15 protein-coding genes are annotated in these 15898 nt (G+C 70.6%); 7 read left to right on the top strand and 8 right to left on the bottom strand.

From position 1 onward, the window contains the following. Window positions 1-14: 14 nt before the first annotated feature. The 5 genes from MMB17_RS09410 to MMB17_RS09390 all read right to left on the bottom strand — a co-directional run bounded on the left by MMB17_RS09410 (window position 15) and on the right by MMB17_RS09390 (window position 4972). Window positions 15-1622, bottom strand: coding sequence for a TolC family protein (locus tag MMB17_RS09410; protein WP_238231518.1), 1608 nt, complete (start codon window positions 1620-1622; stop codon window positions 15-17). Continuing rightward, window positions 1622-1945 (bottom strand): hypothetical protein, encoded by a 324-nt coding sequence (locus tag MMB17_RS09405; RefSeq protein ID WP_063110945.1) that lies wholly within the window; start codon window positions 1943-1945, stop codon window positions 1622-1624. The genes MMB17_RS09410 and MMB17_RS09405 overlap by 1 nt, the downstream gene beginning before the upstream one ends. A 179-nt stretch (window positions 1946-2124) precedes the next feature. Further along, entirely contained in the window at window positions 2125-2586 is a 462-nt protein-coding gene (locus MMB17_RS09400) for a hypothetical protein (protein ID WP_241101799.1), read from the bottom strand. Between the two features lie 1497 nt (window positions 2587-4083). Further along, complete coding sequence (locus MMB17_RS09395) at window positions 4084-4416, bottom strand: DUF305 domain-containing protein (RefSeq protein WP_241101802.1); 333 nt, start codon at window positions 4414-4416, stop codon at window positions 4084-4086. Window positions 4417-4729: 313 nt separating this feature from the next. Continuing rightward, window positions 4730-4972 carry a hypothetical protein gene (locus MMB17_RS09390; RefSeq protein WP_063111113.1) on the bottom strand — a complete coding sequence of 81 codons (243 nt, stop codon included), beginning with the start codon at window positions 4970-4972 and terminating at the stop codon, window positions 4730-4732. Window positions 4973-5404: 432 nt separating this feature from the next. Here MMB17_RS09390 and MMB17_RS09385 point away from each other — a divergent pair, with 432 nt between their 5' ends. Both MMB17_RS09385 and MMB17_RS09380 read left to right on the top strand, forming a co-directional pair. After that, window positions 5405-5959 (top strand): sigma-70 family RNA polymerase sigma factor, encoded by a 555-nt coding sequence (locus MMB17_RS09385; protein WP_238232135.1) that lies wholly within the window; start codon window positions 5405-5407, stop codon window positions 5957-5959. Continuing rightward, entirely contained in the window at window positions 5956-6606 is a 651-nt protein-coding gene (locus tag MMB17_RS09380) for an NrsF family protein (RefSeq protein ID WP_012454454.1), read from the top strand. The genes MMB17_RS09385 and MMB17_RS09380 overlap by 4 nt, the downstream gene beginning before the upstream one ends. 65 nt (window positions 6607-6671) lie before the next feature. Here the strand turns inward: MMB17_RS09380 and MMB17_RS09375 are convergent, their stop codons facing one another. The 3 genes from MMB17_RS09375 to MMB17_RS09365 all read right to left on the bottom strand — a co-directional run bounded on the left by MMB17_RS09375 (window position 6672) and on the right by MMB17_RS09365 (window position 9295). Beyond that, on the bottom strand, window positions 6672-7571 hold the full coding sequence (locus MMB17_RS09375; RefSeq protein ID WP_238232134.1) for a DUF6036 family nucleotidyltransferase: 900 nt from the start codon (window positions 7569-7571) through the stop codon (window positions 6672-6674). Then, a complete protein-coding gene (locus MMB17_RS09370) occupies window positions 7568-7933 on the bottom strand; it encodes a hypothetical protein (protein WP_063111109.1) in 366 nt (121 codons plus the stop codon). The genes MMB17_RS09375 and MMB17_RS09370 overlap by 4 nt, the downstream gene beginning before the upstream one ends. Window positions 7934-8146: 213 nt before the next feature. After that, on the bottom strand, window positions 8147-9295 hold the full coding sequence (locus tag MMB17_RS09365) for an RNA-guided endonuclease InsQ/TnpB family protein (RefSeq protein ID WP_238232132.1): 1149 nt from the start codon (window positions 9293-9295) through the stop codon (window positions 8147-8149). Between the two features lie 262 nt (window positions 9296-9557). Here MMB17_RS09365 and MMB17_RS09360 point away from each other — a divergent pair, with 262 nt between their 5' ends. The 5 genes from MMB17_RS09360 to MMB17_RS09340 all read left to right on the top strand — a co-directional run bounded on the left by MMB17_RS09360 (window position 9558) and on the right by MMB17_RS09340 (window position 15855). After that, window positions 9558-9842 carry a hypothetical protein gene (locus MMB17_RS09360; RefSeq protein WP_066919396.1) on the top strand — a complete coding sequence of 95 codons (285 nt, stop codon included), beginning with the start codon at window positions 9558-9560 and terminating at the stop codon, window positions 9840-9842. Window positions 9843-9977: 135 nt separating this feature from the next. Next, complete coding sequence (locus tag MMB17_RS09355; RefSeq protein ID WP_066919394.1) at window positions 9978-10379, top strand: hypothetical protein; 402 nt, start codon at window positions 9978-9980, stop codon at window positions 10377-10379. Between the two features lie 237 nt (window positions 10380-10616). Continuing rightward, on the top strand, window positions 10617-11165 hold the full coding sequence (locus MMB17_RS09350; protein ID WP_066919392.1) for a FixH family protein: 549 nt from the start codon (window positions 10617-10619) through the stop codon (window positions 11163-11165). After that, window positions 11165-12694 carry an efflux RND transporter periplasmic adaptor subunit gene (locus MMB17_RS09345; protein WP_241101801.1) on the top strand — a complete coding sequence of 510 codons (1530 nt, stop codon included), beginning with the start codon at window positions 11165-11167 and terminating at the stop codon, window positions 12692-12694. Before MMB17_RS09350 ends, MMB17_RS09345 begins: the two co-directional genes overlap by 1 nt. After that, window positions 12691-15855 (top strand): efflux RND transporter permease subunit, encoded by a 3165-nt coding sequence (locus tag MMB17_RS09340; RefSeq protein ID WP_241101800.1) that lies wholly within the window; start codon window positions 12691-12693, stop codon window positions 15853-15855. The genes MMB17_RS09345 and MMB17_RS09340 overlap by 4 nt, the downstream gene beginning before the upstream one ends. Window positions 15856-15898 lie beyond the last annotated feature (43 nt).

The following is a 15898-nucleotide window of genomic DNA, read 5'->3' as shown; positions in this document are numbered from 1 at the left end:
CGTGCGATGCGGCATCAGCCGCCGGGCGTGGCGGAAGCGAGGGTGTCGCCACCGCCGCCGGCCACCGCCTCGGACCCGGCCGATTCGCCGCCGAAGCCTTCGCCGGTGAAGCCCCCGCCGATGACGGCCGCCCTGAGGTCGGTCGCCGCGATCCAGAAGTCGCGCTGGGCCTCGATGGCCTGGATGTTGCTCAGGATCCGAGAGCGGGCGTCGATGATCAGGGTGGTGACGTCGATCAGCATGCCGCTGTACTGCAGCAACGCCTGGTCCTGGATCGTCTTGCGCAGGGGCAGAACGCTCCCCTGGTAGTGACGGGTGATGTCGTACTGGCCGCGGTAGCGCTGGTAGGCCTCGCGCACCTCAGAGCGGGCGTTGACCGCCTTCTCCGCGAGGCGATGGGCGGCGCCGAGATAAGCCTCCCGCGCGCCGCGCACGACCGTCGTCCCGAAGTCGTAGATCGGGATGACCAGGTCGATGGAGTAGCCGCGCCCGAAGCTCTTGTCGCGAGTGACGTTGAAGCCGCCCTGCTCGTTCGGCTCGAAGGCCTTCGCGCGCTCGTAGCGGTCGGAGTAGCCGACATCGAGCACGTTGATGAAGCCGCTGACCTGGTTGAGGCCGTACTGGCCCGCGAGCGACTGGAGTTCGAAGCGCGCCGTCTGGATGTCCGCGCGCTTCTTGATTGCCTCGGCCTCGATCTGGGTGCCGCTCACCAACCGGCCGGGCAGCGACGGCAGGCCGTTCGGAAGCTTGAAGTCGATCTCGCGCCCCCAGAGGCCGAGCAGGCGGATCAGCTTCTCGCGCTCGACCCGTTGCAGGACGCGCGCCTTGGCGAGCTGCGCCCCGAGCTCGCTGTAGAAGGCGTGCTCGCGCGCCTGCTCCAGCTTGTTCAGCGCGCCCGTCTCGCCGAGCTGCTTGGCCAGGGTGGAGGCGGAGCCGGCGCTCGCGAGCGCCTGCTCCAGGTAGGCGACGGACTGGTTCGCCGACACCGTGCGATAGAACTGGCGCCGCGCCTCGCCGGCGAGCCGCAGCACCTGCCCGACCGTGCGGTACTGCTCCGCCCTGAAACGGTTCTGGGCGATGGGGATGCGGACGGGCAGCGTCAGGAGCTCGATGAGGCTCGCGGTGAGGGAGCGCTCGACCTCCAGCGTGAAATCGCCCCCGGTCCGGCTGAGGGAGAGCCGGGGGACCGGCGGCAAGGTCGCCTGGACGAACTCGGCTTCCGACACGCCGAGGTCGTTGAAGGACGCCTGCAGGGCGCGGTTCTTCAGGAGGGCGACCTGAACCGCGCTGTCGGGCGTCAGGGGGCGCCGCAGCAGCTGGTCCGCGCGCGCCGCCGCGCCGGTCGCGGCGATCTCGTCGGACACCTTCACGATGTCCTTCCTCAACTCCAGGGCGGCGTAGCTGTGCGCCGGTCCGAGACCGCCGTCGGCCGAGAAGCCCACGCAGCCGCCAAGCGGCACCCCGACCGACGCCAGGAGGGCAGCGGTCCGGGCGCGACGGCCGAGCGACGCTGCGGCTCCCCGGCGGGCGCCGGACCCGCGAGTCTGAGGCAAGGTCATCCGTGAGTTCCCTTTGTGGGTTAGTCCGGGGGCGGGCGGGGTTTGGTTACAGGCGGGTCCCATCACCGCCCTCCCGTGTCGCGCTTGCCGCCCATGCCGGGCATGTTCATGCCGGGCATCCGGGAGTGGTCCATGCCCTCCATGCCGCCCGAGCCGGACTTCGGCGTCACGGCGCGGTTGAGCTCGCGCCAGTCCTTGGGATCGACCACGTCGTAGCGCGCCACGCCCGCGGTGACCGCGGAGTAGCGCGGCGCGCGCACGGCGACGGCGGGATCGGCCGGGGCGACGAGCCAGTGCGGCGCGGCGGTGGGCACGCAGGCCGCCAGCGGCAAGGCCGTGAGCGCCAAGGCCGTGAGCGCCACGGCCGGCCTGAGGGAGGTGAGCATCGCTGTGATCCCGAACGGGGGCTGGCGGCCGCGCTCGGGGGCGCGGACCGGCGGACAGGGAGTGGGGCGCGGGCGCGGCTGCGCCGGCCATGCCGGGCGCGGCCCGCGCAGGCAGGATCCTGGTCAGGGCGCGGCCGGGAGCGGCGTGCGGGCGCGGGCGGGCGCTCGGCCCGCCGCGGTCAGGCGCGCTGCCGGGGCGGCCGCTCGATGCGCAGGGGACGCGGCTGGGCGACGCCGTCCTCCTGGGCCAGGCCGATGGGCTCGGAGGGGCGCAGGGTCAGCGCCTCGCCCGGCCAGGGTGCGTCCGGCACGGCCGCCTGGCAGGCCAGGGGGCAGCAGGTGGCCGCGCAGCTGACCGGGCGCTTGTGGTGGCCGTGGCCGCCCGGGTGGTGCTGGCCGGCCGAGGCATGCCGCTGGCAGTCGGGGCCGTCCGCGCCGTCCGCCTGGAGGGCCGCTCCCGCGGGCGCGTCGGCGGAGGCGGCTCCGTGTCGGTGGTGGGTGTGCGGGTCGGCGGGGGCCGCGGCCTGGTCGACGGCGGCGTGATCGGCTGCGGCGTGGCGCTTCATCGTGCACGGCGCCGCCGGGGCGATGGCCACGGCCATCGCCAGCACGGCGAGCAACACTGCGCGAAGAACTGCCAAGGACCCAGAGACCCTGCCAAAACCCGACCCAATCGTCGCACGGATGGACTTGCCGGGCAACGCACGAACACTTTGATTTAATGTGAACCTGCCTCGGCCCTCGGCGCTGTTGGAATTCGGTCACAGGTCATGCCCGCGCGGCGGCCGATAGGTGTCGAGATCGTGCCGGCGGGCTTCTGGAGGCTCGTGACTTGGGCGTCTCTGCGTGGGGTGCGATTGCCTGCGGCCTAGGCCGGCTCGCGACGATGCGGATCTCCCCAGGCGCCCGTGACGCCGGTCTTGCCTTCCGAGCTTTGGGCGGGGCCTCGATGTCAGTCCTGACCGGGGCAAGAGGGCGCCGGCCCGTGAGGCTCGGACGCCCGCCCCCTCGGCCTCCCGGGTGCCGGGTCCGAGATGGTCGCGATGCGACCTGATCCTGTCCTCGGTGCCGCGCCAGGGTGCACCACGGACCGCGCAGCCTCGTCTCACCGCCGAGCGCCGGCCGGCTCGGGGCGCTCGGTGACGGGGCGTTGGGGCGCGCGCCGGATCGAACCGGTCGTCAGGCCGTCGTCGAGCGATCGGAATGCGGGACGCAACTTCTGATACCGTTCGTTGCGCCAAGCAGGGGGGACGTTGTCCCAGGCGCCGGCAAGGGCGTGACCCGGCATCCAGGCCATCAAGGCGGCGCCCAGAAGGGCGGCATGGACAGCTCGGTTCATGGCTACGTTTCCCTCTTCTCAAGAAGCTGGCGGCTTCTCGGAAGAGTTCGGGGCCGACGCGGAAAAGGTTGCAGACCGTTCGAATCTCGAACTGCGGTCGGGCCAAGACCCCGGGGCCGCGCCCCGGGGAGACCAGCCCGGCATTGCGGTGTCCCACCGGCTCCGGGCCCGGTCTGCGCCCGGCCCGGTCGCAGCCTGACCGCAGCGGTCGGACGACACGACGAGATGGACGGCGTCGCGGCCTGCCGCCACCCGCGCGGAACCCGGCTCTCAGCGGGCAGGCTGCCGCCGCGCTTGCCCGACGTGGCCCGGAAAACCCAAGCCGAACCGATCCCGGACTCGGGGCCGGGACAGCTCATCGGGATGGCGCGGAACAGATCCTGGGCGAACCGGCATTCGTGGGCGAGACAGAACCGGACTGTCTCGACATCGGCCGGTGGCACCGGCGCAGCCGCGGCGCAACCTCGCCGCCGAACTTCCGGACGATGCAAGCGCGGCACTTGGCATGCGCGCCTGAGTTCAAGGACAGCAGGTGTCCCTTATGCAGGGGGAGCGCCAATAGGGTCCCCTGACGCCGGCTGGACGCTCCCTCCTCCGGCCGTGGCCGTGTCCGCTTTCGGCGACGGGGAGAAGTTGTTCGGCCAGCCTGACCCCGACGACCCGGACGGCGGTGATCCCGGCCGGCGGGAGAGCCTGGCCGGGACCGTGGCTAGCGGGCTCGCCAGACGAGGCGGCGCCGAGCCGTCGAGTCGTTGCCCTGACCCGTCGGCGGTCCGCAGCGAGGCCAGGGGTGGAAGATCTACTTCTCCTTCCGGATCTTGGTCTGGATCTCGCGCAGGCTCTTTTCGTTTTCCTCCTTCGTCTTCCGGGCTTCCTTCACCACCGTCTCGTCCTTCGAATGCTTGATGGCGGCCTCGGACATGTCGACCGCGCCTTGGTGGTGTGCCGCCATGCCCTTCATCCAGGCCAGGTCCGGATCGGGGTCCATCATGCCCTGCATCATCGCCTTGTTCATCTTGTCCATGGCTTCCATGGAGTCCTTCTGCAGAGGGCCCATGTTCTTCATGTCCATGCCCGACATGGACCCGCCCTGGCCGCCTTGGGCGAGCACCGGTGTCGCGCCGGAAGCCATGAGTGCCGTGGCTACGAGTGCGGTTCTCACTACCTTCATGCGAGCCTCTCTGTTCGTTTTACCCTGTGGGGGTACAACCCGGCGGCGTGATCCAGGTTCGCCGTCCGATCGCGCTTTTCTGTTGGGTTGGGTCGTAGGCCGGGCGCGAACAAGCCGGCTGCCATCCGGATGGCCGTGCCCGCCAGCCCCCGGCGTCCGGCAGCCGCGGTCCGGGGTGACGCCACGGGAACGCTGAGCTCCCGGCGAGCGCGCCCGTCGCCGAGAGGGCCACGGGCGACGGGCTTAGGGTGTCGGTGGGACTTGGCACCCCGTGTCAGTGGCGCCCTTCCCGGTGGTGGCCGCCCTCGCGGACGACCTCATGATGCTCCTCGTGATGGTCCGCCTCACCATGATGGCCGTGCGTCTGCCTGTGCTCGATGACGTGTCCATGGCGCTCCGCGCCGTGTTGGTCGCCGTGGGCGGCCCCGACTTCGTCGAGCGCCCGCGCCGGCCCTGCCGTGGACCCGAATGCGGCCGCGGCGGCCACGAGCAACCCGACCTGCAACAGTCTCGACATCCCTTCACCTCCATCGTCGTTCTGCGGCTCAAGGAGCGCGCTTGGCCCCATATACGATCCGGGGGTATTCAGGCGTTTTGTTCCTCCGCGAGCGTTCCGAGCAAGATGGAGGGGCCGGACGACAGCGGGCGGGCTGGGTCGCTGGGGTGGTCAAATGGGCAGGCGGGGCCCTGTAACCATCTGCGCGTTTCCTACGGATTGGTCCTGGCGGGCACCCCGTCCGTGCGAGGCGGCGGGACCAGGCCGGCCGCTCCGGTGGTCGACCCCTTGCCCGCTCGCGTCTCGGGTTCACCTTAGCCCCGGCGGAGGCTGCGCGGGCTGGTGGGCGCGTGTCCGGGGCCGGCACGCGCGGATCGAATGCGAGGCGAGCCGCGGTGACGTGTTTGATGGCCGGGTCAGACGCGTCTTCGCGGTGTGGCCGAGAGAGGCGTCTTGATCAGTCAGGAAGACGAGTTGCGGGCCTTGCTGTCGTCCGGCCTCGCCGGAAGCGCGGCGGACTACCGGTTGTTCCTGGAGCGGCTTGGTCCCCACCTGCGGGCCTATTTCAAGGGTAAGCTCGCGCGCTCCGGACGCGCCGCGCCGGAGGCGGAGGACCTTGTCCAGGAAACGTTGATGGCGGTTCACACGCGACGGCACACCTACGACGTTGGCCAACCGGTCACGCCCTGGCTCTACGCCATCGCGCGCTACAAGCTCATCGACCACCTCCGGCGTACGCGCGCCTCCCTCGCCGACGTGCCCGTCGAGGATGCGAGCGAGCTGGTCGCGCGCGACGACCACGCCGCCGTCGAGAGCACGCTCGACGTCGAGCGCCTGCTCGGTCGCCTTCCCGGCAAGATGCAGCAGGCGATCCGGGCCATGAAGGTCGAAGGTCTGAGCGTGGCCGAGGCCGCGACGCGCTCCGGCATGTCGGAATCGGCCATCAAGGTCAGCGTCCACCGCGGGTTGAAGGCGTTGGCCGCCTTGGCAGGGGGCAAAGGGGAATGAAGACCGACGAACTCATCGGCTTGCTCGGCGCGAGCTTCGCCAGCGAGCCTGCCAAGTCTCCCGGCATGCTGAGGCGGATCGCGCTCGGGGCCGCCATCGGGGCCGCCGGGGCGCTCTGCCTCGCCCTTCTCGCATTGGGCGTCCGGCCTGACTTGGGTGAAGGCAAGTCACTGACCTTCCTGCTGGCCAAGCTGGCCTTCGCCCTCGCCGTCGGTGGCTTGGCCCTGCGCTACCTCGGTCGCATCGCTCGCCCAGGGGGCGAGAGGAGGGTGCATCTCGGCATCGCGGCCCTGCCGTTCGCGGCGGTCATGGTCCTCGCTGCCCTCAGCCTCGCCAACGCGCCGGCGGCCCACTGGGGGACCATGCTCACCGGCCACATGTGGCTCGAATGCCTCGTCTCCATCCCGGTGATTGCTGTGGTCCCCTTCGCGACCCTGATGTGGGCGGTCCGGAGGTTCGGCGCGCCGACGGACCTCGTCCGGGCCGGGGCCCTGGTCGGGCTCGCCTCGGGAGGCGTGAGCGCGATGGGCTACGCGATTCACTGCATGGACGACACCGTACCCTTCATCGCGCTCTGGTACGGCGGCACGATTGCCCTCTGCACGCTGGCGGGCGCGCTTCTTGGTCCTCGCCTGCTGCGCTGGTAAGGCCGTCGGCTCGCCCGTAGGCACGGGCGAACCGCTCCCGGCCCGCCGCGCGCTTCAGGGGCAGGTCAGCCCGGAGGCGTCCAGTTCGGCCGTGGGTACCCGGATAGGTCACCGTGTCGCGCGGCGCGGACGCGCGGATGTGCGTCCCACGCCTCCTGCGTCAGCGCCTCCCCGTCGATCAGGAAGGCGCTCGCCCCGTCCTGCGCCACCACCGCGGGGCCGAGAGGATTGTCGAGGATATCGTAGAGACCGGCCGCCTCGTTCCAGGCGCGGACCGAGACCGAACGGCCCTCGTCCATGAGGAAGGCGCAGTGCGTCCACGCGGGATGGGGCGGCACGACGGCCCCTGCCCGCACGGGTGCGGCGGTCGCGCGCCCGGGAGGTGAGGGAAGGCCGGCGAGGAAGGCGAGCGCACGCTGTGCCAGAACCTCCTCGAACCCGCATTCCGCTACGCGCGCCTGGATGACGGCAAGGTCGAGAGGCCGGGCCTGATGGTAGGCCGCGATGTAGTCCCTGTCCTTGTCGGCAAGGCGGGCGAGCTTAGAAACGATCAGATCCTCCGGGCCGGGGGCCACCACCGTCACGGTCGCCGCGCCGTGGCCTCTCACCTCCCGCACCACCGCGCGCGAGGGCCACGAGGGCGGCAGGCGGGCGGTGCGGTCGTCGACGCCGTCGATGTAGAAACCGTGAGCCGTGTGGAAGTGCGAGCCCTCGCCGAAGATGACGGAGATCTCTTCGGATGCCTCCGCGAGGTCGTCGTCCTGGGCGGCCTCCCAGGCCCGAGCGTTGGCGGGATAGGCGTCGATCTCGGGCGACATGCACATCGTGACCGGCGCGCCGGGCCAGCCCACGAGGATGCCCTGGCTGCCGACGACCACCACGGTGCGGGCCTTGAAGTGCAACGCCAGCGAACGGGCGGTGCGCTCCAGGTCCGCGACCGTCCGGATCTCAATCGGACGGCTCACGCCGGGACGGAGGAGCCTTGGCGGCCGGCATGCGCCGCGCGTTGGGCGGCCGCGCCTTTACGTGCCAGGCGCCAGATCCGCTTTCGGACGTTCGGGTCGCGCACGAACGACACGCCCTCCCCTTCCAGGAACGGCGAGGACAGCCGAAGCCGCTGCATACCCTCGTCCCGCCGGGTGAGGAGTTGCCGGATCGTCCCCGGCGGCTGCCCGAGGATCTCGCGCCACTCGGAGACGAAGGTGCGCTCGGGGTAGTCCGCCTCAAGCCGCATGACGGCCATCTTGGCGCTATCGAGGATGCCCGGGTCGCGCGCGAGCCGACGCGCCACCAGCCGATGGATCATCAGCTTGGCACGGTCGTTCACGACTTCCCTGTTTACCTCGGGACGCACGGGATGCCTCTGGAGCCACACGCGTTTCGGACCGTGGGCATTATGCCCGACGCCCGGAGACCCGACAACGTCGGAGTTGGGGCTCGGTTCGACTTCCACAGAACTTCGGTCCCCGCGGATATGGGGTCTGGCACCGGTCTCTTTGACATCCTCCCCGCCCTGGAGGGCGGGGATTCCTACCGCGTGTCAGGCCGCGAAGGCCGGACCCGCCTCGGTGGGTTCCTGGGCCGACGCCATCACGGGCGAAGTCTCTCCGCAGGCTAACCGGGCGTGCCCCGCCCTTGCAATGTTGATCGACGCCACGTCGTCCGCGTTCGCCGCGTACCCGCACGCCACGCACCGGAACACGGCCTGGCTCGGGCGGTTCCCCGCCGCCACGTGCCCGCATTCCGGGCACGTCCGGCTCGTGTTCGGAGCCGGCACCGGCAGCAGCCAACCGCCGAGCCACTCCTGCTTGTACCCGACCTGCCGGCGGAACTCGCCCCACCCCTGGTCCAGGATCGCCTTGTTCAGCCCCGCCTTCTGACGGACGTTCACGCCCGGCTCCTCGACCGTCCCGGCCGCGCTCGCGGTCATCGCCCGCACGTCCAGGTCCTCGACGCAGACCACCGCGTGGTTCTTGCTGACGGTCGTCGAGGTCTTGTGCAGGAAGTCGGAGCGGATGCGGGCGATGCGTGCCTGGACCCGTTGTACCTTCGCCTTCGCCTTCCTCCAGTTCCTACTGAACTTGGTCTTGCGGGCCATCGCCCGCTGCGCCTTCGCGAGCGCCGCCTCGGCCTTGCGAAACGCGTTCGCCGGTTCGATGACGGTGCCGTCGGACAGCGTGGCGAAACGCGTCACGCCGACGTCGATGCCGACAAGCGTCGTCGACGGGTGGACCGGCTTCTCGACCTCGCGCTCGGTCTGGACCGAGACGTGCCACTTGCCGGCCTTCAGCGAGACGGTGACCTGCCCAATCTCGCCCTCGACAAGCCTGCTCGCGCGGTAGCGCATCCAACCGAGCTTGGGCAGGAAGACCCGCCCGTTCGGCTGGTCGAGCTCGACCTTCTGCGGGTGGCGGAAGGCGTCGTCCTTGCCCTTCCTCTTGAAGCGGGGGAACTCGGCCCGTCCCTCGAAGAAGTTGCGGTAGGCGCGGTCGAGGTCCTTGAGCGCCTGCTGCAGGACCTGGCTGTGCACCTCCTTGAGCCAGGAAGTGTCGGGTTCGGCCTTCCAGGCGGTGAGGTGCTTGCAGAGGTCGGCGTAGGAGAGGTGCTTGTCACCGGCTGCATACCGCTCCTTCTGCAGGGCGAGGGCCCTGTTGAAGACGTAGCGGCGCGCGCCGCAGGAGCGGCGCATGAGCCGTTCCTGCGCGCCGTCGGGCCGAAGGACGAACCGGTATGCCTGGACGCGAAGCACAGGCCAAGGATAGAACGAATGCGGAACGAAGGCAAGGGGATTGGATCGGTGCCCGGGCAGGCTTCTGTCGCGGCCGGCGCTATCCATCCCCGCCCTCAAGGGCGGGGCCTTCCGCGCTTCTACGGTAACGCATCGTCCGCGCGTCCCGAAGTCGTCGGTAGCGGCGCCGTGAAGGCAAACGCGAAAGACGATGGAGCATTCGATGAAGTACATCCTTGCAACCTTGGTGGCCTCCACCCTCATGACCGGCGGCGCTTGGGCGCACCCGAGGCTGACCGGCGAGGCCGTTCCCTCGGCGGGCTGGAGCGTCCTGGAAGGCCCGACGGGAGCCGCGCCCGAGGTGACGGGCAGCCTCGGCCGCGTTTGGGAGGGGCGTGATCTCCAGGGACGGGACCTGAGGAGCAGCACGCGCGGGAATGCCCAGTTCCCCGAGCGTCCCGCCGCGGCCCAGAACCTCGGCACCACTTCGGGCGGACCCGCGTTCTAATCAACGTCGGGCACGTTGCGGGAGCGGCTGTAACCCGTGGGCCCGCACCCGCGAACTTGTATTCGCCGGGCTTGTCGCGAGCCCGGCGCGTCCGGGGCTAGGCAAAGCCCCCGATCAGTGGGATCCTGGAAACGGATGTCGATCCGATCCACCATAGCGCGCCTGCTCACGGCCCTCGCCGTGCTCGGCCTGATCGCCGGGGCATCCGTCGCCCCCGCGCAGGCGCGCGCCTTCGTGGGCGACGGCGTTCAGCGGGACATGGTCGCTCAGCAAGGCGGCGTCACGACGCCACACGTCGCGCCGATGCCCGACGACATGCCGTGTTGCGATCCCGAGCCCTCGGGCCCGGACTGCCGCGACACCAAGGCCTGTCCCTTCGCGGTGGCCTGCGCCGCGAAGATCGTGCCGGGGATCCTGCCATCCCCGCCTGCCGATGGCGGCCCGGTCGCCCCGGTCCTCCTGCCCGTTCGGCAGGACCATATCCGGCCGAGTTTGGCCGCAGCCCCGCAGGCCCCCCCTCCCAAACCGCGTTCCTGAGCACGCCCGAGAGCGGTGCCGCCCCGTGCATGAGCATGCACGGCAGCCTTCGCGCACCGCCGCGCCGCGGCGGCCCGAACGGTCGGGGTCCCGCATCCAGACGCTCCGGAACAGGATCATCCCCGTGTCCACCGAACATCCCGCATCCCCGCGGCCGCGTCCTGCCCCGGCGCATCCCGCACGCCCCGAGCCACGCGCGGCCCGTCTCCCCATCCGCTCAGTCCTAAGGGTGGCGCCATGACGGGCCGGGAGGACTTTTTCGACGCTTACCAGAAGGAGCACCGGCCGGCAGGGCGAGGCGCTTGGCTCCTGCTCGGGCTCGTCCTCATCGTAGCAGCCCTAGCGGGAGCCGGCGCCGGTTACGCGCTCGCGCGCGGCGCATGGGTCATTCCCGGCGCGGTCGCGGCACGGCTTCCGGAACCGGTCGCGGCCTGGCTGCCCAAGGGCGCGCCACTCATGCCCCCGGACCTCAAGGATTATTCCTTCGAGCTCCTGGATCCCGAGACTAAATCGGGCGAGGCGACGCTCAGGGTGCGTCTGCTCGACAAGCGCGCCGGCAAGCCCGTGGCCGACGCGCTTGTCTACGCCCGCCGCCTCGACATGGCACCCGACGGGATGCCGACGATGACGGGTAAGATGAAGCCGGAGGCGAGCCCGGAGCCGGGCATCTACGCCTTCAGGGCCAACCTGGCGATGGAGGGCCGCTGGCGCCTCTCGCTGGCCGCGAAGGTACCGGGCGAGACCGGCACCGTCCAAGACCAACTCGTGCTCAGGGCCGTCGAGTGATGGACCAGACGACACCGATCCACCTGGCGCGGCGACGTGACCGCGCGCACCCGGGCGGCCAGGCGAAGGCGTGGGTCGCGGCCCTCGTTCTCCTGCCCCTCGCCGTCGGCGGCGGCGCCCTCGCCGGGCTGAAGGCCGGCGAGGCGGGATGGCCCCTGCCGGCATGGTTCCCAGCCTCGGTCTCCGGTCTGCTCGTCGGTCGCGACGCGAAGCCGGCCGCGGCCGCGGATGCGCCCGTGCTCTACTACCGCGACCCCGACGGAAAGGCGGCTTACGCGCTCGCGCCGGCGAGGACGCCCGACGGACGCGCCTACCTTCCGGTGCATGTCGGCGAGGATGTCGACTTCGAGCCGCGGCCCGCGGCGGCGAAGGAGACCGAGGCGAACGCCACCTACGCCGCGCCCCCGGCCGTGGGCCGGAAGATCCTCTACTACCGCAACCCGATGGGCCTGCCCGACACCTCGCCGGTGCCGAGGAAGGACTCGATGGGGATGGACTACCTCCCCGTCTACGAGGGCGAGGCCGAGGACGGGAACACCGTCAAGATCTCGCCCGGCAAGGTCCAGCGCACCGGCGTGCGCACTGAGCGGGCCGAACGTCGCGTCGTCAGCCGACCGGTGCGGGTCCCCGGCACCGTCACGCTCGACGAGCGGCGCGTCACCGTCGTGGCGACACGCTCGGATGCCTACGTCGACCACGTCGAGAACGTGACGACGGGCGACCGGGTGCGGAAGGGCCAGCCCCTGGTCCACGTCTACTCGCCCGAGATCAACGCGGCCGCCGCCCAGCTCATCGCAAATCCCGGCTTCGACGGGGCCCGGCGGCGGCTGCAGAACCTGAACGTCTCGGATGAGGTGATCAACGAGATGGAGCGGACCCGGAAGGTGCCGATGGCCATCACCTGGTCCGCGCCCCGGGACGGCCTCGTGCTGCAGCGCACCGCCATCGAGGGCATGAAGGCTGCGGCCGGCGACACCCTGTTCCGGATTGCCGACATCTCGGTGATGTGGGTGCTGGCCGACGTGCCCGAGTACGACCTCGGCAATGTCAAGGTCGGCCAGCCCGTCAGCGTGCGCGTGCGCTCGCTGCCCGGGCGCAGCTTCACCGGCAAGGTCGAGCTGATCTACCCGCAGGTGAACACGCAAACCCGCACCACCCGCGTGCGCATCGAGTTGCCGAACCCCGACGGGGTACTGCTGCCCGACATGTACGCCGACGTCGACATCGGGACCGGGGCGACGAAGCCCGTCGTCGCGGTCCCGAACGATGCCGTCATCGACACGGGCGCGCGCCAGGTCGTGCTCGTGGACAAGGGCGAGGGTCGCTTCGAGCCGCGCGAGGTCAAGGTCGGCGCCCGCGGCGAGGGCTACACCGAGATCCGCGAGGGTGTGCAGGCCGGCGAGCAAGTCGTGACCGCGGCCAACTTCCTCATAGACGCCGAGAGCAACCTGAAGGCGGCGCTGCAGAGCATGGCCGCGCCCAAGCCCCCCGCCGAGCCCCGGGCGCAGGCCGAGGAGAAGCCAGAATGATCGCGCGCCTCATCGGCTGGTCGGCCCGCAACCTCGTCCTGGTGCTGATCGGGACCGTCTTCGTGGTGGCGGCCGGTCTCTACAGCGTGCGCACCCTGCCGCTCGACGCCATCCCGGACCTCTCGGACGTGCAGACCATCGTCTACACCGAGTACCCGGGGCAGGCGCCCCAGGTCGTCGAGGACCAGGTCACCTACCCGCTGACCACCGCCATGCTGACGGTGCCGAGGTCGAAGGTGGTGCGCGGCTTCTCCTTCTTCGGGGTCTCGTTCGTCTACGTCATCTTCGAGGACGGCACCGACCCGTACTGGGCCCGCTCGCGCGTGCTCGAATACCTGAGCGCGGCCGGCAAGCGCCTGCCGACCGGCGTGACGCCGACGCTCGGGCCCGACGCGACGGGCGTGGGCTGGGTCTACCAGTACGCCATCGTGGCCAAGCAGCAGACGCTCGCCGAGCTGCGCTCGCTTCAGGACTGGGTGGTGCGCTTCGGGGCCTCGCGCGCCGAGGGCGTGGCCGAGGTCGCGGGCGTCGGCGGCTTCGTGAAGCAGTACAACGTCGTCGTCGACCCGAACCGCCTGCGCGCCCAGGGCATCCCGCTCAGTAGGCTTCGGGAGGCGATCCGGTCGAGCAACGCGGATGTCGGCGGCCGCACGGTCGAGCTCTCCGAATTCGAGTTCATGGTGCGCGGGCGCGGCTACCTGAAGAGCGTCGCCGACATCGAGAACATCGTGCTGAAGACCGAGGCCGGCACCCCGCTGCGGGTGCGGGACATCGCCCGGGTCGAGCTCGGGCCGGACGAGCGGCGCGGCATCACCGAGCTGAACGGCGAGGGCGAGGTCGCGGGCGGCATCATCCTGCAGCGCTTCGGCGCCAATGCCCTCAACGTCATCGAGGGCGCCAAGCAGCGCCTGGCCGAGGTCGCCGCGAGCCTGCCGAAGGGCACCGAGATCCTGCCGGTCTACGACCGCTCGCAGCTGATCGAGGCGGCCATCGACACCCTGAAGCACACGCTGGTCGAGGAGAGCGTCATCGTGGCGCTCGTCTGCATCGTGTTCCTGCTGCACCTGCGCAGCGCGCTGGTGGCCATCCTGATGCTGCCGGTCGGCATCCTGATGGCGCTCGGCGCGATGCATCTCCTTGGGATCGGCGCCAACATCATGTCGCTGGGCGGCATCGCCATCGCGGTCGGGGCCATGATCGACGCCGCCATCGTCATGATCGAGAACGCCCACAAGCACCTGGAGCGGGCGCCCCCGGGCAAGCCCCGGGTCGAGATCCTGGTGGAGGCCGCGGCCGAGGTCGGCCCCTCGCTGTTCTTCTCCCTCCTGGTGATCACGGTAAGCTTCCTGCCGATCTTCACCCTGGAGAGCCAGGAGGGACGCCTGTTCGGGCCGCTCGCCTTCACCAAGACCTTCGCCATGGCGGCGGCCGCGCTCCTGTCGGTGACCCTGGTGCCGGCCCTCATGGTGCTGTTCGTGCGCGGGCGCATCATCCCCGAGCACCGCAACCCGCTGAACCGCCTCCTGATCTGGGTCTACCGCCCGGTCATCAGGGTCGTGCTCCGGGCCAAGGTGCTGACCATCCTGCTGGCGGTGGCGGCGCTCGGCCTGACCATCTGGCCGGCCCGCCAGCTCGGCTCCGAGTTCATGCCGGACCTGAACGAGGGCACCCTGATGTACATGCCCACGACCCTGCCGGGCATCTCGGTGACCCAGGCCGGGGAGCTGCTGGCGACCCAGGACCGCATAATCAAGTCCTTCCCCGAGGTGGCCTCCGTCTACGGCAAGGCGGGGCGCGCCTCGACGGCGACGGACCCCGCCCCCACCGAGATGTTCGAGACCATCATCACCCTGAAGCCGAAGGCGGAGTGGCGTCCCGGCGTGACGCTGGCGAGCCTCAAGGCCGAGATGGACAAGGCCCTGCAGTTTCCCGGTGTGTCGAATGCCTGGACGCAGCCGATCCGGGCCCGCATCGACATGCTCTCGACCGGCATCCGCACGCCGGTCGGCATCAAGATCTACGGCACCGACCTGACCGAGATGGAGAAGGTCGCCCGGCAGGTCGAGGCGGTCGTGCGCAACGTGCCGGGCACGTCGAGCGCCTACGCGGAGCGGGTCATCGGCGGCTACTTCCTCGACATCACGCCGGACCGGGAGGCGCTCGGGCGCTACGGCCTCATGGTCGGGGACGTGCAGGACATCATCGCGACGGCGCTCGGCGGCGAGAGCGTCACGAACACGGTCGAGGGCCGCGAGCGCTACACCGTCAACGTGCGCTACCCGCGCGCCTTCCGTTCAAATCCGCAATCCATCGCCACCGAAGTGCAGGTGCCGTTGCCGGCCGGCGGCACGATTCCGCTGGGCGAGGTGGCCAAGGTCCAGCTGACCCGGGGGCCGACCTCGATCCGCACCGAGAACGGACAGCTCGCGGTCTACATCTTCGTCGACCTGAGCGGGCGCGATCTCGGCGGCTACGTCGCCGAGGCCCGGAACGCGGTCAACACGGAGGTCCAGCTCCCGCAGGGCATGAGCATCCAGTGGAGCGGGCAGTTCGAGTACCTGGAGCGGGCGGAGGCCAGGCTGAAGATCGTGGTGCCCGTGACCCTGCTCGTCATCTTCCTGCTCCTCTACCTCAACTTCCGGCGCCTGACCGAGACGCTCATCGTCATGCTGTCCCTGCCCTTCGCCCTGGTCGGCGGGGTGTGGCTGATGTGGTGGATGGGCTTCAACATGTCGGTCGCGGTGGCGGTGGGATTCATCGCGCTCGCCGGCGTTGCCGCGGAGACCGGCGTGATCATGCTGGTCTACCTCGACCATGCCTGGGACGAGCGGCGGGCCGCCGCCCTGGCCGCTGGGCGGGAGACCACGCGTGCGGACCTGTACCAAGCCATCATGGTGGGGGCGGTCGAGCGGGTGCGCCCGAAGATGATGACGGTCGTCGCCATCATGGCGGGCCTGCTGCCCATCCTCTGGAGCTCCGGCGCGGGGTCGGAGATCATGCAGCGGATCGCGGTGCCCATGATCGGCGGCATGGTCTCCTCGACCGTGCTGACCCTCGTCGTGATCCCGGCCATCTACGGGCTCGTGAAGGGACGGAGGCTGACGCTTCGGCAGGAAGGGTCGGCCGCCGTGCAAGCGGGGCTTCCCCGGGCCGCCGAGTGAGCGGGGCTGGACAGGCCGTCCCGGCGGCCGTGAGAAGACAGGA

This window comes from Methylobacterium organophilum (genome assembly GCF_022533465.1).
Lineage (GTDB): Bacteria > Pseudomonadota > Alphaproteobacteria > Rhizobiales > Beijerinckiaceae > Methylobacterium > Methylobacterium organophilum.
Note: the sequence above shows the minus strand (reverse complement) of the source record. Positions and strands in the feature narration are given on the sequence as shown.

Coding starts and splice junctions, on each gene's coding strand:
- MMB17_RS09410 (WP_238231518.1), bottom strand. CDS start 1,622: ATGGGACCCGCCTGTAACCAAACCCCGCCCGCCCCCGGACTAACCCAC.
- MMB17_RS09405 (WP_063110945.1), bottom strand. CDS start 1,945: ATGCTCACCTCCCTCAGGCCGGCCGTGGCGCTCACGGCCTTGGCGCTC.
- MMB17_RS09395 (WP_241101802.1), bottom strand. CDS start 4,416: ATGGCTTCCGGCGCGACACCGGTGCTCGCCCAAGGCGGCCAGGGCGGG.
- MMB17_RS09390 (WP_063111113.1), bottom strand. CDS start 4,972: ATGTCGAGACTGTTGCAGGTCGGGTTGCTCGTGGCCGCCGCGGCCGCA.
- MMB17_RS09380 (WP_012454454.1), top strand. CDS start 5,956: ATGAAGACCGACGAACTCATCGGCTTGCTCGGCGCGAGCTTCGCCAGC.
- MMB17_RS09365 (WP_238232132.1), bottom strand. CDS start 9,295: ATGCGCCGCTCCTGCGGCGCGCGCCGCTACGTCTTCAACAGGGCCCTC.
- MMB17_RS09360 (WP_066919396.1), top strand. CDS start 9,558: ATGAAGTACATCCTTGCAACCTTGGTGGCCTCCACCCTCATGACCGGC.
- MMB17_RS09355 (WP_066919394.1), top strand. CDS start 9,978: ATGTCGATCCGATCCACCATAGCGCGCCTGCTCACGGCCCTCGCCGTG.
- MMB17_RS09350 (WP_066919392.1), top strand. CDS start 10,617: ATGACGGGCCGGGAGGACTTTTTCGACGCTTACCAGAAGGAGCACCGG.
- MMB17_RS09345 (WP_241101801.1), top strand. CDS start 11,165: ATGGACCAGACGACACCGATCCACCTGGCGCGGCGACGTGACCGCGCG.
- MMB17_RS09340 (WP_241101800.1), top strand. CDS start 12,691: ATGATCGCGCGCCTCATCGGCTGGTCGGCCCGCAACCTCGTCCTGGTG.